The organism is Pandoraea sp. LA3 (genome assembly GCF_022696215.1).
In the GTDB taxonomy this organism is placed as follows: Bacteria; Pseudomonadota; Gammaproteobacteria; order Burkholderiales; family Burkholderiaceae; genus Pandoraea; species Pandoraea capi.
In genome coordinates this window covers 360214-379557 of record NZ_PTPY01000041.1, presented here as the reverse complement: position 1 = coordinate 379557, position 19344 = coordinate 360214, and the positions used below count along the sequence as shown (strand labels likewise).

The window sequence follows — 19344 nt, the reverse complement described above, 5'->3', positions numbered from 1 at the left end:
TCCCTGCCGTCTTTCGGAATTGCCTGATAGAAATGCCGGGAACAAATTCCGACTATGAAAACGCGCCCGGGGATGTCGAATTTCGGCACCCGGAGGGCGGTTCACCCATAGGGGGTACGACGACATGGAGCAACGCAAACGACACGACGGTTTCGAACGTTGGGCAGCGGGCGCGACGGCGCGTCAGGCCGGACGGGACGATGCTCGCTGGCGTGTGTTTCGCGCACCGGAGCAGGCGGACTTTCACGGGTTCGTCGTCTGGTGCTACACACAGGGTGTGTTTCTCGGTCAGGAATTCGACCGGCGCACCGACACCATCACGCACTGCTATGTGCGCAACGGCGCCTGGGCCGTGCAATTCGATTCCTTCGCCGAAGCCTGCGAGCGCGCTTTCGACATTCACGCACCCACGCTGATCCTGTATGCACCGGAGCGCAACGGCAGCGTCTTTATCACGAGTACGGAGCAATAGGCCGATCGATGACGCAGGCGCCGGGGAACGCTCGCTGTCCTCCCATCGCGATGCCGCGTCATGACGACACACCGGCCAGCGGCGACGCTGACCGGTGTTTTATTACGCGTTTCAGGCGTAGTTACGGATGTCGTCGATCTCGGTCTGACCGAAATCGTCGCGCTCGGTGAGCGCCAGAATGCGTCGGGCGACGTCTTCGGGCGTCGACAGCTTGCCGCTCGCCTTCATCTCCTGAAAACGTGCCAGCGCCGGGAAGCTTTCCACGCTGCTGCTGCGAATCGTCTCCTGCATGCCGGTGTCCACCACGCCCGGGGCCAGCGAGATCGCCTGCACGCCATGCTCGCGATGCTCCGCATTGACCACACGCGTATACATATCCAGCGCCGCCTTGGTCGAACAGTAGACCGCCCAGCCGGCGTTCGGGTTACGACCGGCACCCGACGAGATGTTGACGATCTGACGCTTGGCGGCGAGGCCTTGCGTGGCGGCGAGGAAACGCGCCGTGAGCAGCATGACGGACGTGACGTTCAGCGCGAACGCAGCGCCAATGGCCGCCGGTTCGGTCAGCGCAGCGGTGTTGGCGACCGGATTGACGGTGCCTGCGTTATTGATCAGCAGATAGCGGCCGGCATCGCGCGGCAGCGCGGCGAAGATACGCTCGGCGGTCTGCGCGGCGGCGTCGGTATCGGCGAGATCGACGGCGATCTGTTCAAGCGAGACGCCCTGCGCGCTGGCAAGCGCGGCGAGTTCGTCGTCCGTGCGACGTGCGAGCGTTACAAGTCGGGTGCCAGGGGTGAGCAAACCACGGGCGAGCGCCGCGCCGAGGCCACGGGAAGCGCCGGTAAGAATCGCAATCGTTTGGGACATGGGGAGAGTCGCGGTCGGACAACGCCGCAAAAATAGACTGAGGGGACCGCCATTATCCGCGTATCCCCCGAACCTCGCTATACCGAACAAAAGTCGCTTTTTCGCGTGGATCGGGCAAACGCCGGTGAAAACCGTGAAAACGCGGGATGAACGGACGAAAGGCCCTTCGACGGTGCGTCAAAACGACACCGGGCGCCGCCGGAGCGAAATGGACTATTGCGGAATATAATCGCGAACTCGGAACGCTTATCACCTAGCCTATTAATAAGGCATCTGGCGAAGACCCCAGGAACGGTCAGCTCGCAGTGCAGCGCAGGGATTTATTGCGCGTCAATGCCCTGAATCACCAAGGTTGTCGCGGTAAACACAGGTGTTTTAAGTGCACTGCACATTACCGCCTTATGGGTATATATTCCCCCCTCATGGAAACGATACCGAAAATCATTTCGGCGCCAACTGCTGCGTCGGCCACAAGCAACACCGCACGTCCTGTGCCCCCGCGCCCGCGTCAATATGACGCGCGCCTGGCACGCTGGCTGGTCACGCCCCTCGTCAACACGCCGGTCACGCCGAATCACCTCACGACCGTTCGTCTGATCGTCGGACTGGTCTGTACGTGGGCGTTCGCACAAGGCAGCTATGCGATGGCCAACCTTGGCGCCATCCTGCTCGTGCTCTCGAACTTCATTGACCACACGGACGGCGAGTTGGCCCGCATCAGCGGCAAGACCAGCCGTATCGGCCACTTCTACGATCTGGCCTCCGACGCTTTCGTGACGGTGCTGCTGTTCGGCGGTATCGGCATGGGCGTGGCAGCGGCCGCGCCCGGCAAATTTCCGCTGCCGGTGCCGCTGTCGGCCTCGACGCTCGGCTGGATCGCCGGTGTCGCCGTGGCACTGATCTTCTTCCTGCGCATGCGCATCGAAGAGCGCGTCGGCAAATCGGGCACGAAGCAGGCGTCCGTGGGCGGATTCGAGACGGAAGACGTGCTGTACCTGATGCCGCTCGTCACGCTGTTCGACGGCACGCGCGGTTTCCTGATCGCCGCGGCCATCGGGGCGCCGCTTTTCGCGCTGCTGGTGATGGCGGATTATGTGCGCGTCATGCGTCGTCCGCTGCCGTCGAAGGCCGACGCCAAGGTTGCCGCCGATGCGGGCCAAACGACCCAGCCGGAGGCAGTCGCGCCGATGGCGCCCGCCGCATTCGCCGCAGACGCGGAGATCGAGCGCGCGATGGACGCCATCGACTTCGACGGGGTGACCCGCGAATTCAAGTCGCAGGACGCCTTCATCTATATGGAGAAGTTCCTGCCGCAGTCGGTCACTGAGCAACTGATCGCCGCCGCGCGCGCGGTCACGCCGAACGTGAACCGCAACTACCTTCCCGGCCACAAGCAGGGGGGCAGCGTGAGCCGTCATACGCTCGACGAGCTGGCCCCGTTCGTCGCCGAGTTGTATCGTTCGCCCGCCCTGATGCGCTTTCTGGAGCGTCTGGCCGGGGAGAAATTGCTGCCATCGCCGCAGGACGACCCGCACGCGTACGCGCTGTATTACTACACGCGTCCGGGCGATCACATTGGCTGGCACTATGACACTTCCTACTACAAGGGCCGCCGCTACACGCTGCTGCTCGGCGTAGTGGACCAGTCGAGCTGCAAGCTCGAATATCGGCTGCACACGCGCAATCCCGGCGTGGCGCAAGTCGATGGCGCCGTGGCGTATCCGCCGGGCGCGCTGGTGTTCTTCGACGGGGACAAACTGCATCACCGGATCACGCCGCTCGGCGATAACGAGGAGCGAATCTCGCTCACGTTCGAGTACGTGACCGACCCGCGCATGGGCACCTGGCAGCGATTCATCTCGAACATGAAGGACGCCATTGCCTATTTCGGTTTCCGGCAAGTGTTTCGTCAGATTTTTGGACGGACGAAACGCTAAATGAACCGGACCGCTATCGTTTCACTCACCCTCGGTTTCGCCCTTTTCGTCGCCCTGCTGATCTGGCAGGGCACGGGATCGGTGATGTCTACGCTGGCGGTTGCCGGCTGGGGGTTGCTGCCCATCGCGGCCTTCCACCTCGTGCCGCTGGTGCTCGACGCTGCCGCCATTCAGGTGCTCGTATCGAAGTCGTGCACGCTGGGCCGCGCCACGCTCACCCGCTGGGTCGGCGAATCGGTCAACAGCCTGCTGCCGGCCGGTCAGATCGGCGGCCCGATCGCGATGGTGCGTCAGATGAAGCAGCGCGGCATGGCCGGTCGTGAAGCCGCCGCCGCCATCACCGTGAGCACCACGCTCCAGGCGGTCGCACAGATCGTTTTCGCGCTGCTGGGGCTCGCCGTGTTCGGTATCGGGGCATCGCACCGCACGGGCGATAGCCTGTGGTTGCCGATGCTGCTCGCGACCGCGCTCGTCTCCGCCCTGCTCTATGCGTTTTACGTCGCGCAACGTCGCGGCATCTTCGGCTGGGCATTCCGCATGCTCTCGAAGATGTCGTCCAAGCGCGACTGGTCGTCGCTGCTCGACCGCGCCGATGCCGTCGACGAAATCGTGCAGCGCATGTACGGCCATCGTCGCCAGGTCCTCGCCAGCTTCCTGTTCAGTCTGGTGGGCTGGATCGTCGGCACGGCAGAAGTCTGGCTGATTCTGCAATTCATCGGGCACCCGGTGAGCTGGGTCGACGCCCTGCTGCTCGAAAGCCTCGGTCAGGCGATCCGCGGCGCTGCGTTCTTCGTGCCGGGTTCGCTCGGCGTGCAGGAAGGCGGTTACCTGCTGCTCGCCCCGCTCGTTGGTCTGCCGGCCGACGCCGCGCTGGCCCTGTCGCTGGCCAAACGTACGCGCGAGCTGCTGCTCGGCGTGCCGGGCCTCGTCTATCTGCATTTCTCCGAACGTGGCTGGCGCCGCCAACGCGCCGCGCAACAAAGCGTGTCGATGCCGACCGCCACGGATACTGCACCGCTCTAAAGAAGGATATCGACCATGCGGGCCATCATTCTCGCAGCAGGCATGGGCCTGCGTTTGCTCCAGCCGGAAAACCAGCAGTCGCCCAAGTGCCTGCTGAAGTTCGACGGTATGTCGCTGCTGGAGCGCCACCTCCGTATGCTGGCGGCTGCCGGCATCACGGACGTCGTGCTCGCGCTCGGCTTCCATCACGAACAGGTGAGCGAGGAACTCGACCGTCTGAACTGGACGCCGCGCCCCAAGATTTATCTCAACCCGGAATTCAATCTGGGCAGCGTGCTCACACTGCATGTCACGGCCGAAGCGATGACCGCCGGTGGCGACGTGCTCGTGATGGATGCCGACGTGCTCTACGACCAGCGCATTTTCAACGCGCTGGTTGCCGGTGAGACGGCCAACCGCCTGCTGATCGACCGCGATTTCGAAGTGGGCGACGAGCCGGTCAAGCTGTGCCTGCGCGACGGCGTGCCGGTCGAGCTGCGCAAGCAAGTCATGGTCGGTCTGGAATACGACACCGTGGGCGAATCCGTCGGCTTTTTCCGTTTCAACGAAGCGACGGCCACGCGTCTGGCGGAAATCACCCGCGATTACGTCGAATCTGGCCGCGCCAAGATGCCCCACGAAGAAGCCGTGCGCGACTTGCTGCTCGAGCGCGGCGCACAGTTTGAAACCGCCGATGTCACGGGTTTCCCGTGGATCGAAATCGACTACCCTGAAGATGTGAAGCGCGCCGCTGATGAGGTGCTGCCGCAACTTGAACCGCTCACGATGGTGTCCGAATGAACGCTCCCGACGCATTCACCCTCCCGCCGACCGCCACGCGCGCGGCACAACTGCGCGCCATGCTGCGCAGCAACCAGCTCGAATTCCTGATGGAAGCCCATAACGGCATCTCCGCACGTATCGTGCGCGAAGCCGGTTTCAAGGGCATCTGGGCGTCCGGCCTGACCATTTCGGCGCAGTTCGGCGTTCGCGACAACAACGAAGCGAGCTGGACGCAGGTCGTCGACAACCTCGAATTCATGGCCGACGCGAGCGATCTGCCGATCCTGCTCGACGGCGACACCGGCTACGGCAACTTCAACAACATGCGACGTCTCGTGCGCAAGCTGGAGCAACGTGGCATCGCTGGCGTGTGTATCGAAGACAAGGTCTTCCCGAAGACCAACAGCTTCATCGGCGGCGAGCGTCAGCCGCTGGCCGATATCGACGAGTTCTGCGGCAAGATCAAGGCCGGTAAGGATTCGCAGGCCGACGACGATTTCTCCATCGTCGCCCGTGTCGAAGCGCTGATCGCCGGCTGGGGCATGGAAGAAGCCCTGCGCCGAGCCGAGGCCTATCGTCAGGCCGGCGCCGACGCCATCCTGATCCACAGCAAGCTCAAGCGCGCCGACGAAATCGTGCAGTTCGCCCGCGAGTGGGGCAATCGCTGCCCGCTGGTGATCGTGCCGACGAAGTACTACAGCACGCCGACCGACGTGTTCCGCGAGGCTGGCATCAGCCTCGTGATCTGGGCGAACCACCTGATGCGCGCGGCCACCTCGGCCATGCAATCGGTCGCGGCCGATATCTATCGCAACGAAACGCTCATCAACGTCGAAGACCGCGTCGCGACCGTCGACGAGATCTTCCGTTTGCAGGATGCCGACGAATACACGCAGGCCGAAGATCGTTATCTGTCCGCCGCCAACGCACCGCGCTCGGCCATCGTGCTGGCCGCGAGCCGTGGCAAGAATCTGGAAAGTGTGACGACCGATCGTCCGAAGGTCATGCTGCCGGTCGCCGGCAAGCCGCTGCTGCGCTGGCTGGTCGACGGCTTCAAGAAGCAGAACGTGAACGACATTACCGTCGTGGGCGGCTATCGTGCCGACGCCATCGACACCGCTGGCATCACGCTGGCGATCAACGAGCGCCACGCCGAAACCGGTGAGCTGGCTTCGCTCGCGCGCGTGACCAACGCCTTCACGCAGGACACGGTCATCTCGTACGGCGATCTGCTGTTCCGCAGCTACATCGTGCGCGATCTGGTCGAGAGCGACGCCGACTTCACCGTCGTGGTCGACTCGACCGCCGCAGCCAATGCCGCCAACGCCAGCGTGCGCGACTTCGCGTACTGCTCGGGAAGCGACGACCGTGGTCTGTTCGGCCAGCAGGTGCTGCTCGAAAAGATCAGCGGCAACGCCTCGGACGCCGGACGCGCGCCGAACGGCCGCTGGATCGGTCTGCTGGGCGTGCGCGGCGAGAACGGCCGTGCGCAACTGCAACGCGTGTTCGCGGCATTGCAGACGCGCGCCGACTTCGACCAGCTCGGCATGCCGGAGCTGATCAACGCCCTGGCCGCCGATGGCGCCAGGATCGAAGTGCAATACGTGCACGGCCACTGGCGCGGTGTGAACGACATGGAAGAATTCCGCCGCGCGGCCGACTTCGCCCATGGCCAGACGCCGTTCAACGGCGGCGCTCCGGAGACGCAAGGTGATTGAGGCAGGACAGTTCGTCGAAGCCGCGCGCAAGCACGGCTTCACGTGGTACACCGGCGTGCCGTGTTCGTTCCTCACGCCGTTCATCAACTACGTGCTGCAAGATCCGACGCTGCATTACCTGTCGGCGGCCAACGAAGGCGACGCCGTCGCCATCGCGGCAGGCGCGACACTCGGTGAAGGCCGTGGCGCGCGTGCCGTCACGATGATGCAGAACTCGGGCCTCGGCAACGCCGTGAGCCCGCTCACGTCGCTCACGTGGACGTTCCGTCTGCCGCAGTTGCTGATCGTGACGTGGCGCGGCCAGCCGGGCATTACCGACGAGCCGCAACACGCCCTCATGGGGCCGATCACGCCGGCCATGCTCGACCTGATGGAAGTGCCCTGGGAGTTGTTCCCGACGGAGCCGGAAGCGATCGGTCCGGCGCTGGAGCGCGCGGTGCGTCACATGGACGAGACCGGCCGCCCCTACGCACTCGTGATGCAAAAGGGCAGCGTGGCATCGTTCCCGCTGCAACCGGCCGAGCGCCCGGCACGTCCGGCACAACCGGCACCGGTGTCCGTCGTGCGCGGCGTGGCCCCGTCCGACATGCCGACGCGCCGCGACGCCCTCGCCCGCGTGATCGCCCACACACCGCTCGAAGGCACCGTGGTGCTGGCCTCGACCGGCTTCTGCGGCCGTGAACTGTATGCCCTCGACGATCGCGCCAATCAGCTCTACATGGTCGGTTCGATGGGTTGCGTGACGACGCTGGCGCTGGGTCTTGCGCTGGCACGCCCCGACCTGCGCGTGGTCGCCCTCGACGGCGACGGCGCAGCGCTCATGCGCATGGGCGCCTTCGCCACGCTGGGCGCTTACGGTCCGTCGAACCTCGTGCATCTGCTGCTCGACAACGCATCGCATGACTCGACCGGCGCGCAGGCAACGGTGTCGCCGACGGTGTCGTTTGCCGGCGTGGCGGCGGCCAGCGGCTATGCGCTAGCGCTCGAAGGCGATACGCTGGACGTCATCGAGCAACTGTTCGACGGCCGCACCGCCAGCCTGAACGACGGTCCGCGCTTCGCATGCCTGACTACGCGCCCCGGTACGCCGGACGGCCTGCCGCGACCGAAGGTCACGCCGGAAGCCGTCAAGTCGCGTCTGATGGATCACATTGCACAACGCGCACAGGCTTCGGCCTGAGCGTCTGAATGGCGGCTTAACCACCGCATGAATGCCGCATAAATGCTGCTTAACTGCTGAAAACTGACGAGGAAGCTTCGCCATGCTGTTACTGAATCCGGGCCCCGTGACCCTGACCGAGCGCGTTCGCAAAAGCCTGCTGCAACCCGATCTGTGCCATCGCGAGCCCGAATTCTTCGACTTGCAGGACGAAGCCCGCGAGCGTCTGACGGCCGTCTACGGCCTCGATCCTGCCGTGTGGACGCCGGTGCTGATGACCGGCTCGGGCACGGCTGCCGTCGAGAGCATGACGGCCGGTCTCGTGCCGGAAAACGGTCGACTGCTGATCGTCGAGAACGGCGTGTACGGCGAGCGCATCTCGCAGATCGCCAAGCAGTACCGCATCGAACACGACGTCATCCATTTCGAATGGATGCAGGCGCCGGATCTGGCGCAAATCGTGGCCAAGCTCGACGCGGCAGGCGATCGTCCGTACACGAACGTCGCCATCATCCACCACGAAACGACGACCGGCCGTCTGAACGATCTGACGGGTATCGCGCGCGTTTGCCGTGAGCGCGGCATCGATCTGCTGGTCGACGGTGTGAGCAGCTTCGCCGCCGAAGCCATCGATTTCAACGATTCGGGCATCGTGGCCGTGGCCGCGACCGCCAACAAGTGCGTGCACGGCGTGCCGGGCGTGTCGTTCGTGCTGGTGCGCAAGGATGCGCTCGCCAAGGCCTTCAGCCGCACGTATTACCTCGACATCTCGCGTCTGGCCAAGCTTCAGGCCGAACGCAACACGCCGTTCACGCCGTCCGTACAGGCTTACTACGCGCTGGTCGAGGCGCTGCGCGAACTGGCCGACGCCGGTGGCTGGGAAAAGCGTCACGCGCACTATGGCGCACTCGCCGAGCAGGCCCGCGCCGGACTGGCCGCGCTGGGTATCGACAGCGTGCTGCCGCCGAACGAGTCGTCGGTCGTGCTGCGTGCGTACAAACTTCCGGCAGGGGTCGATTATCCGCGTCTGCACGACTGGCTGAAAGCCGACGGCTTCGTGATCTACGCCGGTCAGGGCGGTCTGTCGAAAGAACTGTTCCGCATTTCCACGATGGGCAACCTCACGACGGCCGACATCGATCGCCTGCTGGCTTCCTTCGCCAAGCTGGTGAAGTAAGCGCGCAGACGGGCGCTCAGGACGTTTAGCCATGACCGATTTGCTAGCCAGCATCCACTCCCCGACCGAATTGCGCGCCCTTTCGCGCGCCGAACTGCGACGTGTAGCCGACGAACTGCGCGCCAGCGTGCTCGAGAACGTCTCGCGCACCGGCGGGCATCTATCGTCGAATCTGGGCACCGTCGAGCTGACGATCGCCCTGCATTACGTCTTCGATACGCCGAACGACCGGATCGTGTGGGACGTGGGTCACCAGACCTACCCGCACAAGATCCTCACGGGGCGGCGCGAGGCCATGCCGACGCTACGTCAGTGGCAAGGCCTGTCGGGCTTTCCGAAGCGCGACGAGTCGCCGTACGACACGTTCGGCACGGCGCATTCGAGCACGTCGATCTCGGCGGCGTTGGGCATGGCGCTGGCGAGCAAGGTCAAGGGTGAGAAGCGTCACGCGATTGCCGTGATCGGCGACGGCGCCATGACGGCCGGTGAAGCGTTCGAGGCCTTGAACAATGCCGGCGTCTACGACGACCTGCCGTTCCTTGTCGTGCTCAACGACAACGACATGTCGATCTCGCCGCCGGTCGGCGCGCTCAATCAGTACCTCACGCGTCTGATGTCCGGCCAGTTCTACTCGGCGGGCAAGGAAAGCGTACGCAACCTGCTGCGCAACGCACCCGCGCCGATGCGCGAGCTTGCGCACAAGCTCGAAGAGCACGCCAAGGCCATCGTCTCGCCGACGGGCACGATGTTCGAGGAGTTCGGCTTCAACTACCTCGGACCGATCGACGGCCACGATCTCGACGCGCTGATTCCGGCGCTCGAGAACATCAAGGCGCTCAAGGGCCCGCAGTTCCTGCATGTCGTCACACGCAAGGGACGTGGCTACAAGCTGGCCGAGGCCGATCCGGTGCTGTATCACGGCCCGGGCAAATTCAATCCGAGCGAAGGCATCCGTCCGGCCGCGCCGGGTACCGTCTCCGCCAAGACCTACACGCAGGTGTTCGGCGAATGGCTGTGCGACGCCGCCGCCGCCGACCCGCGTGTCGTCGGCATTACACCGGCCATGCGCGAAGGCTCCGGTCTGGTGGAGTTCGAGAAGCGCTTTCCCGAACGGTATTACGACGTGGGCATTGCCGAGCAGCATGCGGTGACCTTCGCGGGCGGACTGGCGACGGAAGGTCTCAGGCCTGTCGTCGCGATCTACTCGACGTTCCTGCAACGCGGCTATGACCAGTTGATTCATGACGTGGCCTTGCAGAACCTGCCGGTCCTGTTCGCCATCGATCGCGGCGGTCTGGTTGGCGCGGACGGAGCGACGCACGCGGGCGCATACGACATCGCGTATCTGCGATGCATTCCGAACATGGTGGTCATGGCCCCGGCCGACGAGAACGAGTGCCGCCAGTTGTTGCAGACGGCGCTTGGCATCGAGGGTCCGAGCGCCGTGCGTTATCCGCGTGGAACGGGGCCAGGCGTGAAGACCGAAGCCGGTCTGTCGACGCTGCCCGTGGGTCGCGCGCAAACGCGTCGCCAGAGCGCCGCCCAGGCAGGTCACCGGGTCGCGATTCTGGCGTTCGGTTCGATGGTCGCATTGGCGGAGCAGGTCGCAGACGAATTCGATGCCAGCGTGGTCAACATGCGCTTCGTGAAGCCGCTCGATGAAGCGACCGTGCTCGACATGGCACGCACGCATGATCTCGTCGTCACGCTCGAAGAGGGCGCTGTGATGGGCGGTGCAGGCACAGCGTGCATCGAAGCATTGAATGCGCATGGCGTGCTGGTTCCGGTACTGCAACTGGGGCTGCCCGACACGTACATCGATCAGGGCACGCCGGCGCAGCAGCTTGCGTCCGTCGGTCTCGATGCCAAAGGCATTGCCGAATCGATCCGGCGGGCAATGGCCGAGCGTCTCGGCGGCAAGATCGAGGCCGTGTAATCACCGCAGCACCGGGCCTCACGACACAGCAAAACGGCACCTTTCGGTGCCGTTCTTCATTGCGCAGGAGAATCAGGACATCAGGACTTCGGCGGCGGCGCCGCGCCATCGCGCGGCTTGCCCATGAGCACCGGCTGGAAGAACACCGCGCCGATCAACGTGCAGACCAGCGAGAGCGCCAGCAGCTTGCCCATGCTCGACGTGCCCGGGTGGTGCGACAGCCACAGGCTGCCGAATGCGATGCCGGTCGTCGCGGCAGACAGCACGATCGCCTGCGTCAGCCCGGACGCCAGCAGACGATACTGCCCGTGCCGCCACGCGATCACGTAGTAAATCTTGAACGCAACACCCACCCCCAGCAGCAGCGGCAACGCAATGATGTTCGCGAAGTTCAGCGGCAAACCGATCAGCACCGTGACTTCGAGCGTGACCGCCGCCGACACCAGCAGCGGCACGAGCGTACGCAGCACGTCGCCGAAACTGCGCAACGCCAGCCACAGCAGCACGGTGATCGACAGCAGCGCCCACACGCCCGCCTCGATGAACGCGCGGATGATCGTATTGGCCGAACGAAGGATCGAGATCGGGCCCCCTACGGCGTCCGGCGTCGTGCGCAGCACCGCTTCGGTGAACTTGCGCAGCATCACGTCGTCGCTCGGATCGGCACCCTTCTCTACACGCGGGGAGATGTTCACGAGCGCGCGTCCGTCGGCGGCCACCCATTGCGAGGCGATGTCCTGCGGCAACGATTCACGCGTGACCGGCTGCGGTTGCAGCGCGTCGCGCAACTGGCCGAGCGCGAGCTTCAGCGGATCGGCAATCGCATGATCGGCACGGTCGCGGGTAGCCGGATCCGCTGCGGCGAGCTTGCGTAATGCGGCCGCCAGCCGTTGTGCTTCCTTGGCTCCTTCGCCGGGATAGTCCAGCGCGGCGTCTTCCAACTGGCCTGCCGCCGTCTTGAGCGCCGACACGCGCGTCGCATCCGGCACGCTCGCGAGCGGCGTTTGCGTGAGCACCGGCAGCAACGACTTCGCCGATGCCGCGATCATCGCCAGCTTGGCGGGTTGATCCGCCGGCAGGAACGTCGTGAGCGTCACGACACGCCCCACTTCCGGCACCGCGCGCAGTTTGGCGGCTTCGGCATCGGCGGCGGCCAGATCGGGCGCGAGCAACTGCACGTCGTTGACGCCCGCCTCCGGCGAGTTCGACAGGTCGATGAGCGTCGCCATCGACTCCGTGTGCGGGTCCTTCAGATGCAGCGGGTTGAAGTCGAAATGCAGATGCGCGAGCAACGGCAACCCGGCGATCACCAGCGCCAGCGTGCCGTAGAGCAACGGCTTGCGATGCTTTTCGGTGAAGTCGTCGACCGGACCGAGGCTGCGGAACCCCGGCGGGCTCGCCTCGCCTTTGGGTTTGAACACGCTGATGAGCGCCGGGAGCAACGTAATGGCGGACGGGAACGCCACGCACAGAATGCCCACGCCCGCGATCAGGCCCAGCTCCGACACGCCGCGATAGTCCGTCGGCAGGAACGAGAAGAAGCTCGCTGCGGTGGCGGCAGCGGCCAGCGACAGCGGCATGGCGATCGCCTTGCCTGCACGCGCAAGTGCGCCGCGCAGCAGTTCGTCGCCGCCCACGCCGTCGTCATGTTCCAGACGATGGCGCTCCTCTCGATAGCGCACGCCGAACTGGATGCCGAAGTCCACGCCGATGCCGACGAACAGCACCGCGAACGCCACGGAAATCATGTTGAGCGCGCCGACCATCATCAGGCCCAGCGCGAAGGTGACGGCCAGCCCCGCGAGCAGCGTGATAAACACTGCGAGAATCATCTTGCCCGAGCGCACGGCCAGCCAGAGCACCACGAGCACGGCCAGCAGCGTGATGACGGCGTTCGGCCCGGCGTCCTGACGCACCGAGGCGAACTCCTCGTCCGACAGCGGACGGGGTCCCGTGAGACGCACCGTCGCCCCGTAACGCTCGGCCAGCTTCAGGTCGGCGACGGCTTCGCGAATCCGCGTGGCAGCGTTGGCGCCCGCTTCGAGGGCGGCGTAGTCCAGCACGGGCTGCACCTGCACGTAGCTGCGCGCCACGGTGTCGGGGGCCACGAGTGCGCGCCACGACATCGCCGCCGGTCGCGACGGATCGTTGGCAAGCACGGCTTCGGAAGCATCGGCCGCGTTACCGAGCAGATGCGTCATGTCCGAGAGCTTCACCTGCCCGGTGAGCAGCGGCGTCTGCAACGTCACCGACAGCAGGTTCGACAACCCGGCCAGGCTCGGATCCTGAGCCAGACGGTTGAGCAGCGGCTTGGCGTCTTCGAGCTTGCCGGTGAGCGACTTCACGTCGTCGGTCGAGGCGAACAACAGTGCGTTGTGCGCGAAGAATTCCCCCGCGCCGGGACGGCTCACCGTGCGGAACACATCAGTTTCCGTTTCCAGCTTCTTCGCGAGTTCGGCTGCGGCCTTGTCGGCAAACTCGGCGGCAGGCGCCTGCACAACGGCCAGCGTCAGGTCAGTCTTCTGCGGGAAGGCACGGTCGATTTCGCGACCACGTTCGGCGGCAGCGGTATTCAGATCGATCAGGCTGGAGATGTCGGTGTTGATCGCAAAGTGCTTGGCGACATACACACAACTCGCCACGACGAGTAGCAGCGAAGCGAAGATGACCGGGTACGCGTGCTTCGCCGAAAAACGGACGATGCGCACGACGAGCGAAGTCAGCATGTAGCGGTTCCGGAAGAAAATAGACGTCTCACCGTCGGGCACAGCGCCCTTCCCGTCAATCGGCCCATGCGTAACGAAAGGTTAAACATCGGCACAAATGTGGAACCAATCGGGGACAATGCCCGTCGATCAGCCCATGGAATGCGACGAAACGGTGAATTTACAAAATCGCAGCAGTATACAGGGGCCGCATGAGCATCACGTGCACTACACTACGGCCTACTCCGAATTCCACTGACTCAGACAAGCTGGCATGAACAAATTTCTGGTGACGGTTGCCGCCGTCGCATTGAGCGGCATCGGTGGCGCATCGAGCGCCTGGGCGCAGGCGAGCGCCAATCCGAACGACATGGTGAAAACGGCCGTGGAGACGGTCGTCAAGGGCGTGAAGGCCGATGCGTCCGCCAAAACGGGCGACGTCAACGCCACGGCCAAGGTCGTCGCCCGCGACTTCCTGCCCTACGCCGACTTCCTGCGCACCACGCGCTACGCCGTGGGCACGAAGGTATTCGACGCCGCAACGCCGGATCAGCAGAAACGAGTTTTCGAAGAATTCCAGCAACTGCTCGTGAACACCTTCGCATTGCAGCTCTCGCAGGTGCGCGGCAGCGACATCTCCTTCAAGTTCGATCCGGCCAAACTCACCGCGAACAGCAGCGATGTCGTGGTCGGCGCGACCGTCAGCGGCCCCGGCGACAATCTGTCGGTGGCCTACCGTCTGGCGAAGACCGACAAGGGCTGGAAGATCTACGACATCAACATGATGGGCGAGAACGTGGCCAACGCCTGGCTGATCCAGTTGTACCAGCCGCAATTCAAGGCACGCATCGCTCAGGGCGGCATCGATAGCCTGATTTCATACCTGCACGAGAAGAACGATCGTTTCGGCAAGTAAAATCAATAATTTAGCGCTCCGGATCACCGCCCGCCGGGCCGATCCGGCCGGCATTCAGCGACGTTCGACCGGGATCGCATCCGAATCGGCGCAGATCCCAACCAGATAGACGCCGGTTCGTCAACATTTACGCAACACCTGCCGACGTTTTCCCACAGGGGGTCGTCAGCATAATTTGGCGGCGGCGGTTACAATCGCTGCTTGTCAAACGACCGGACGGCGGTCCCCCCACGGGTGCACGCGATTTGCCATCGAAAAGGGCCTTGCGTGCGTCATGACGTCACACCGATCAGGAGGTGGCGAGCCATGAACACCCGATAGAAACCGCCATCCCGGCCGACCTGAGCCGGAGAGCTGAATGCAAGTCCTACTTGCCCAACCCCGCGGGTTTTGTGCGGGTGTCATACGTGCCATCGAGATCGTAGAACGTGCGCTGGAAAAATACGGCGCTCCTGTCTACGTTCGTCATGAGATCGTCCACAACAAACACGTGGTCGATTCGCTCAAGGCGAAGGGCGCACGCTTTATTGCCGAGTTGTCCGAAGCCCCTGCGGGCGCTGTCACCATTTTCAGCGCGCATGGCGTCGCACGCGTCGTCGAGCAGGAAGCCGAGATTCGCGGCCTCAAGGTGCTCAACGCCACGTGCCCGCTCGTTACCAAGGTGCACATTCAGGGCAAGAACTACGTGTCCGCCGGACGCGAAGTGATCCTGATCGGTCACGCCGGTCATCCGGAAGTCGAGGGCACGATGGGCCAGATCGACGGCCCGGTGCACCTCGTGCAGACCGAAGCCGATGTCGACGCCCTGCCGCTCGCCATCGACACGCCGGTCTCCTATGTCACGCAGACCACGCTGTCGGTAGACGAGACTCGCGGTATCATTGCTGCGCTGCAACGTCGCTTTACCAATATCGTCGGCCCGAATACCAAAGACATCTGCTACGCCACGCAGAATCGCCAGACCGCCGTGCGCGAGCTGTGCGAGCGTGTGGACGTGCTGCTCGTGGTCGGGGCGACGAATAGCTCGAACTCGAACCGCCTGCGCGAAATCGGCTCCGAAATGGGGCTGCCGAGCTATCTCGTGGCCGATGGCTCCGAGGTAAATCCGGAATGGGTGCGCGGCAAAGCCCGCATCGGCATCACCGCAGGGGCGTCCGCGCCCGAGCGCATGGTCGAAGACGTGATCGACGCGCTGCGTCGCATCGACACGGTCGAAGTGACTCTCATGGACGGCATCGAGGAAACCATCCAGTTCCGCTTGCCGTCGGAATTGACCAAAGACGAGCCGGCCGCCGCACGCCACGCGGTCGCTGGCTAACGCTATACGAACAGGAGCCGAACTTGGCCATCCCCTTCCTGCAACAGGCGTATGTTGGCGCCTATCTGATGAAGCAACGCTTCAAGGGCAACAAGCGTTATCCGCTGGTGCTGATGCTCGAACCGCTGTTCCGCTGCAACCTGGCCTGCTCGGGCTGCGGCAAGATCGACTATCCGGATCCCATCCTGAACCAGCGCGTGTCGCTCAAGGACTCGCTGGATGCCGTGGATGAATGCGGCGCACCGGTCGTCTCGATCGCCGGCGGCGAGCCGCTGCTGCACAAGGAAATGCCGCAGATCGTCAAGGGCATCATCGAGCGCAAGAAGTTCGTCTATCTGTGCACGAACGCCCTGCTGCTCGAAAAGAAGATCGACGATTACGAGCCGAGCCCGTTCTTCGTGTGGTCGATCCACCTCGACGGCGACCGTGAAATGCACGACGCCGCCGTGTCGCAGGAAGGTGTGTACGACCGCGCCGTGGCTGCCATCAAGCTGGCAAAGTCGCGCGGCTTCCGTGTGAACATCAACTGCACGCTGTTCAACAATGCCGATCCCGAAAAGGTCGCCAAGTTCTTCGATTCGACGAAGGACCTGGGCCTCGACGGCATCACCGTCTCGCCGGGCTACGCCTACGAGCGCGCCCCGGATCAGCAGCACTTCCTGAACCGTTCGAAGACCAAGCAACTGTTCCGCGACATTCTCAAGCGCGGCAACGGCGGCAAGGACTGGACGTTCAGCCAGTCGAGCCTGTTCCTGGACTTCCTCGCCGGCAACCGTTCGTATCACTGCACGCCGTGGGGCAACCCGACGCGTACGGTGTTCGGCTGGCAGCGTCCGTGCTACCTGCTCGGCGAAGGCTATGCCAAGACGTACACGGAACTGATGAACACCACCGACTGGGACAAGTACGGTGTGGGTAACTACGAGAAGTGCGCCGACTGCATGGTGCACAGCGGCTTCGAAGCCACGGCCGTGAACGAGACGATCTCGCACCCGCTGCGTGCGCTCGGTGTGGCGCTCAAGGGCGTGCGTACCGAAGGCGCGATGGCCGAAGACATCTCGTTCGCCAAGCAGCGTCCGGCTGAGTTCGTGTTCTCCAAGCACGTCGAGATCAAGCTCGACGAATTGCGCCGGGCCAAGGCGTAAATGCCGTCGCGAGTGCTGGTCACCGGCGCCTCCGGGTTCGTCGGTTCTGCGGTAGCACGTACGGCGCTCGCGCGCGGTCATGAGGTTCGCCTGCTGGTGCGTGGCACCAGCCCCCGCGCGAACCTCGCCGACCTGCCTGTCGAAGTCGTGGAAGGCGACATGCGCGACGCCGCCTCCATGCAGCGCGCGCTGACCGGCGTGGACGCCCTGCTCCACGTCGCCGCCGACTACCGCCTCTGGGCGAAAGATCCCAACGACATCATGCGGGCCAATATCGACGGCACGCGCACCGTGATGGAAGCGGCGCTGCGTGCTGGCGTCGGGCGTGTGGTGTACACCAGCAGCGTTGCCACGCTGCGCGTGCACGACGCCGTCGGCCCCGTCGACGAAACCTCCCCGAACGACGAAGCGACGACCATTGGCGTGTACAAACGCAGCAAGGTCGCGGCCGAGCGTCTGGTCGAGCGCATGATCGCCAACGAAGGCTTGCCCGCCGTCATCGTCAATCCTTCCACGCCCATCGGCCCGCGCGACATCAAGCCCACGCCGACCGGACGCATCATCGTCGAGGCCGCTCAAGGCAAGATTCCGGCGTTCGTCGATACGGGCCTGAATCTCGTGCACGTCGACGACTGCGCGGAAGGCCATTTGCTGGCGCTCGAACGCGGGCGCATCGGCGAGCGTTACATCCTCGGTGGCGACGACGTGCTGTTGCGCGACATGCTCGCGAGCATCGCCGGCATGGTCGGACGCAAGGCCCCGAAGATCGCGCTGCCGCGCTGGCCGCTCTACCCGCTGGCAATGGCGGCACAAGGCGTGGCGCGCTTCACCGGCAAGGAGCCGTTCGTGACGGTGGACGGCCTGAAGATGTCGCGTTATCACATGTTCTTCTCCTCCGAGAAGGCCAGGCGCGAGTTGGGCTACACCGCCCGCGCTTACCCCGAAGGCCTGCGCGACGCGCTCGCCTGGTTTGGTTCTGCCGGATATCTCTCATGACTGTTTTGGCCTGGATCGCCGCCCTGTCGCTCGCTATCTGGATTTATCTGCTGAGCTCGCAAGGCGGCTTCTGGCGTGCGCGTGAGCGCGACGATCTCGACGAAGACCGTCTGCCCGCACCGGCCGAATGGCCTGCCGTGGCCGTCGTCATTCCTGCGCGTAACGAGGCTGAATCGATCGGTCAGGTGGTCGAATCGCTGTGCCGTCAGGATTACGCCGGCCGTCTTCGCATCGTCGTCGTCGACGACCAGAGCAGCGACGGCACCGCCGATCTCGCCCGCGAAGCGGCTGCGCGTGCAGCGGCCGACGGTCTTACGCGCCGCGTGGACGTGCTCAGCGGCCAGCCCCTGCCCGGCGGCTGGACCGGCAAGATGTGGGCCGTTCGTCAGGGTGTGGCGTTCGCCAGCGACCCCGCGACGAACGACGACGGCATCGCGCCGACGTACCTGCTTCACACCGACGCCGACATCGCCCACACGCCCGAGAACGTGCGCCGTCTCGTCACGCGCGCGACCGGCGACAACCGCGTGCTCGTCTCGCTCATGGCGAAGCTGCGCTGCACGGCGTGGTTCGAGCGCACGCTGATCCCGGCCTTCGTGCTGTTCTTCCAGATGCTCTACCCGTTCTCGTGGGTAAACGATCCGAAGAAGAAGATGGCCGCCGCTGCCGGCGGATGCATGCTGATTCATCGCGCGTCGCTCGAAGCGGGCGGCGGTATCGAAGCCATTCGCGACGAAATCATCGACGACTGCGCCATGGGACGCCTGCTCAAGAAGCAGGGTTCGATCTGGCTGGGATTGACGGAGCGTGCGGTGAGCGTGCGTCCGTACGACAATCTCGGCGAGATTCGCAAGATGGTCTCGCGCACGGCTTACGCGCAGTTGCAGTACTCGCCGGTGCTGCTGGCGGGCACGATCGTGTCACTGCTGCTCACGTTCATCGTGCCGCCTGTCATGACGATTTTCGGCTCGGGCATTGGTCAATGGCTGGGCCTCTTCGCGTGGATCGCCATGACGACCTCGTATCTGCCGATGCTGCGCTTCTACCGCCAGCCATCGAGCTTCGGGCCGCTGCTGCCCTTGGTGGCTGCGCTCTACACGGTCTTCACGTTCGACTCGGCGCTGCAACACTGGCGCGGCCGTGGCGGCATGTGGAAAGGCCGCGCGCAGGCGCGCGGCCAGCAGTCGTCGTCGAACTGAATCCCTTCAGGGTA

At 64.4% G+C, this 19344-nt stretch carries 15 protein-coding genes and 1 pseudogene; 14 read left to right on the top strand and 2 right to left on the bottom strand.

Going from position 1 to position 19344, the window contains the following annotated elements; translation table 11 throughout:
• The first annotated feature begins 124 nt into the window (after positions 1–124).
• Positions 125–472 (top strand): hypothetical protein, encoded by a 348-nt coding sequence (locus C5N93_RS28155; protein WP_039409540.1) that lies wholly within the window; start codon positions 125–127, stop codon positions 470–472.
• A 111-nt stretch (positions 473–583) separates the two neighbouring features.
• Here the strand turns inward: C5N93_RS28155 and C5N93_RS28150 are convergent, their stop codons facing one another.
• On the bottom strand, positions 584–1339 hold the full coding sequence (locus C5N93_RS28150) for an SDR family oxidoreductase (RefSeq protein WP_150722147.1): 756 nt from the start codon (positions 1337–1339) through the stop codon (positions 584–586).
• Between the two features lie 401 nt (positions 1340–1740).
• Between C5N93_RS28150 and C5N93_RS28515 the strand changes: the two are divergent.
• From C5N93_RS28515 to dxs, 8 genes and pseudogenes are all read left to right on the top strand, one after another.
• Positions 1741–2349, top strand: a pseudogene (locus C5N93_RS28515) (CDP-alcohol phosphatidyltransferase family protein); the annotation flags it as partial.
• 222 nt (positions 2350–2571) lie between these two features.
• Positions 2572–3276 carry a 2OG-Fe(II) oxygenase gene (locus C5N93_RS28140; RefSeq protein ID WP_150722319.1) on the top strand — a complete coding sequence of 235 codons (705 nt, stop codon included), beginning with the start codon at positions 2572–2574 and terminating at the stop codon, positions 3274–3276.
• Positions 3277–4299, top strand: a complete 1023-nt coding sequence (locus C5N93_RS28135; protein ID WP_069343582.1) for a flippase-like domain-containing protein — start codon at positions 3277–3279, stop codon at positions 4297–4299.
• Between the two features lie 15 nt (positions 4300–4314).
• On the top strand, positions 4315–5079 hold the full coding sequence (locus C5N93_RS28130; RefSeq protein WP_069343583.1) for a phosphocholine cytidylyltransferase family protein: 765 nt from the start codon (positions 4315–4317) through the stop codon (positions 5077–5079).
• The gene (aepX, locus tag C5N93_RS28125) at positions 5076–6779 is read left to right on the top strand and encodes a phosphoenolpyruvate mutase (RefSeq protein WP_242561864.1); all 1704 of its coding nucleotides are present in this window, start codon (positions 5076–5078) and stop codon (positions 6777–6779) included. The genes C5N93_RS28130 and aepX overlap by 4 nt, the downstream gene beginning before the upstream one ends.
• Complete coding sequence (aepY, locus tag C5N93_RS28120; RefSeq protein ID WP_069343585.1) at positions 6772–7959, top strand: phosphonopyruvate decarboxylase; 1188 nt, start codon at positions 6772–6774, stop codon at positions 7957–7959. The genes aepX and aepY overlap by 8 nt, the downstream gene beginning before the upstream one ends.
• Positions 7960–8041: 82 nt before the next feature.
• Positions 8042–9115 (top strand): 2-aminoethylphosphonate aminotransferase, encoded by a 1074-nt coding sequence (locus tag C5N93_RS28115; protein ID WP_242561863.1) that lies wholly within the window; start codon positions 8042–8044, stop codon positions 9113–9115.
• A 31-nt stretch (positions 9116–9146) separates the two neighbouring features.
• Positions 9147–11051 carry a 1-deoxy-D-xylulose-5-phosphate synthase gene (gene dxs, locus C5N93_RS28110; RefSeq protein ID WP_242561862.1) on the top strand — a complete coding sequence of 635 codons (1905 nt, stop codon included), beginning with the start codon at positions 9147–9149 and terminating at the stop codon, positions 11049–11051.
• Between the two features lie 80 nt (positions 11052–11131).
• Here dxs and C5N93_RS28105 read toward each other — a convergent pair whose 3' ends face one another.
• A complete protein-coding gene (locus C5N93_RS28105; RefSeq protein ID WP_242561861.1) occupies positions 11132–13777 on the bottom strand; it encodes an MMPL family transporter in 2646 nt (881 codons plus the stop codon).
• Between the two features lie 253 nt (positions 13778–14030).
• Between C5N93_RS28105 and C5N93_RS28100 the strand changes: the two genes are divergently transcribed.
• The 5 genes from C5N93_RS28100 to C5N93_RS28080 all read left to right on the top strand — a co-directional run bounded on the left by C5N93_RS28100 (position 14031) and on the right by C5N93_RS28080 (position 19330).
• On the top strand, positions 14031–14672 hold the full coding sequence (locus C5N93_RS28100) for an ABC transporter substrate-binding protein (protein WP_242561860.1): 642 nt from the start codon (positions 14031–14033) through the stop codon (positions 14670–14672).
• 358 nt (positions 14673–15030) lie between these two features.
• Positions 15031–15990 (top strand): 4-hydroxy-3-methylbut-2-enyl diphosphate reductase, encoded by a 960-nt coding sequence (gene ispH, locus C5N93_RS28095; RefSeq protein WP_069343590.1) that lies wholly within the window; start codon positions 15031–15033, stop codon positions 15988–15990.
• A 23-nt stretch (positions 15991–16013) separates the two neighbouring features.
• Positions 16014–17135: an adenosyl-hopene transferase HpnH gene (gene hpnH / locus C5N93_RS28090; protein ID WP_242561859.1), complete on the top strand. Its 1122-nt coding sequence runs from the start codon at positions 16014–16016 to the stop codon at positions 17133–17135.
• Positions 17136–18131 (top strand): hopanoid-associated sugar epimerase, encoded by a 996-nt coding sequence (gene hpnA / locus C5N93_RS28085; protein WP_242561858.1) that lies wholly within the window; start codon positions 17136–17138, stop codon positions 18129–18131.
• Complete coding sequence (locus C5N93_RS28080) at positions 18128–19330, top strand: glycosyltransferase (protein ID WP_242561857.1); 1203 nt, start codon at positions 18128–18130, stop codon at positions 19328–19330. The genes hpnA and C5N93_RS28080 overlap by 4 nt, the downstream gene beginning before the upstream one ends.
• Positions 19331–19344: the final 14 nt, after the last annotated feature.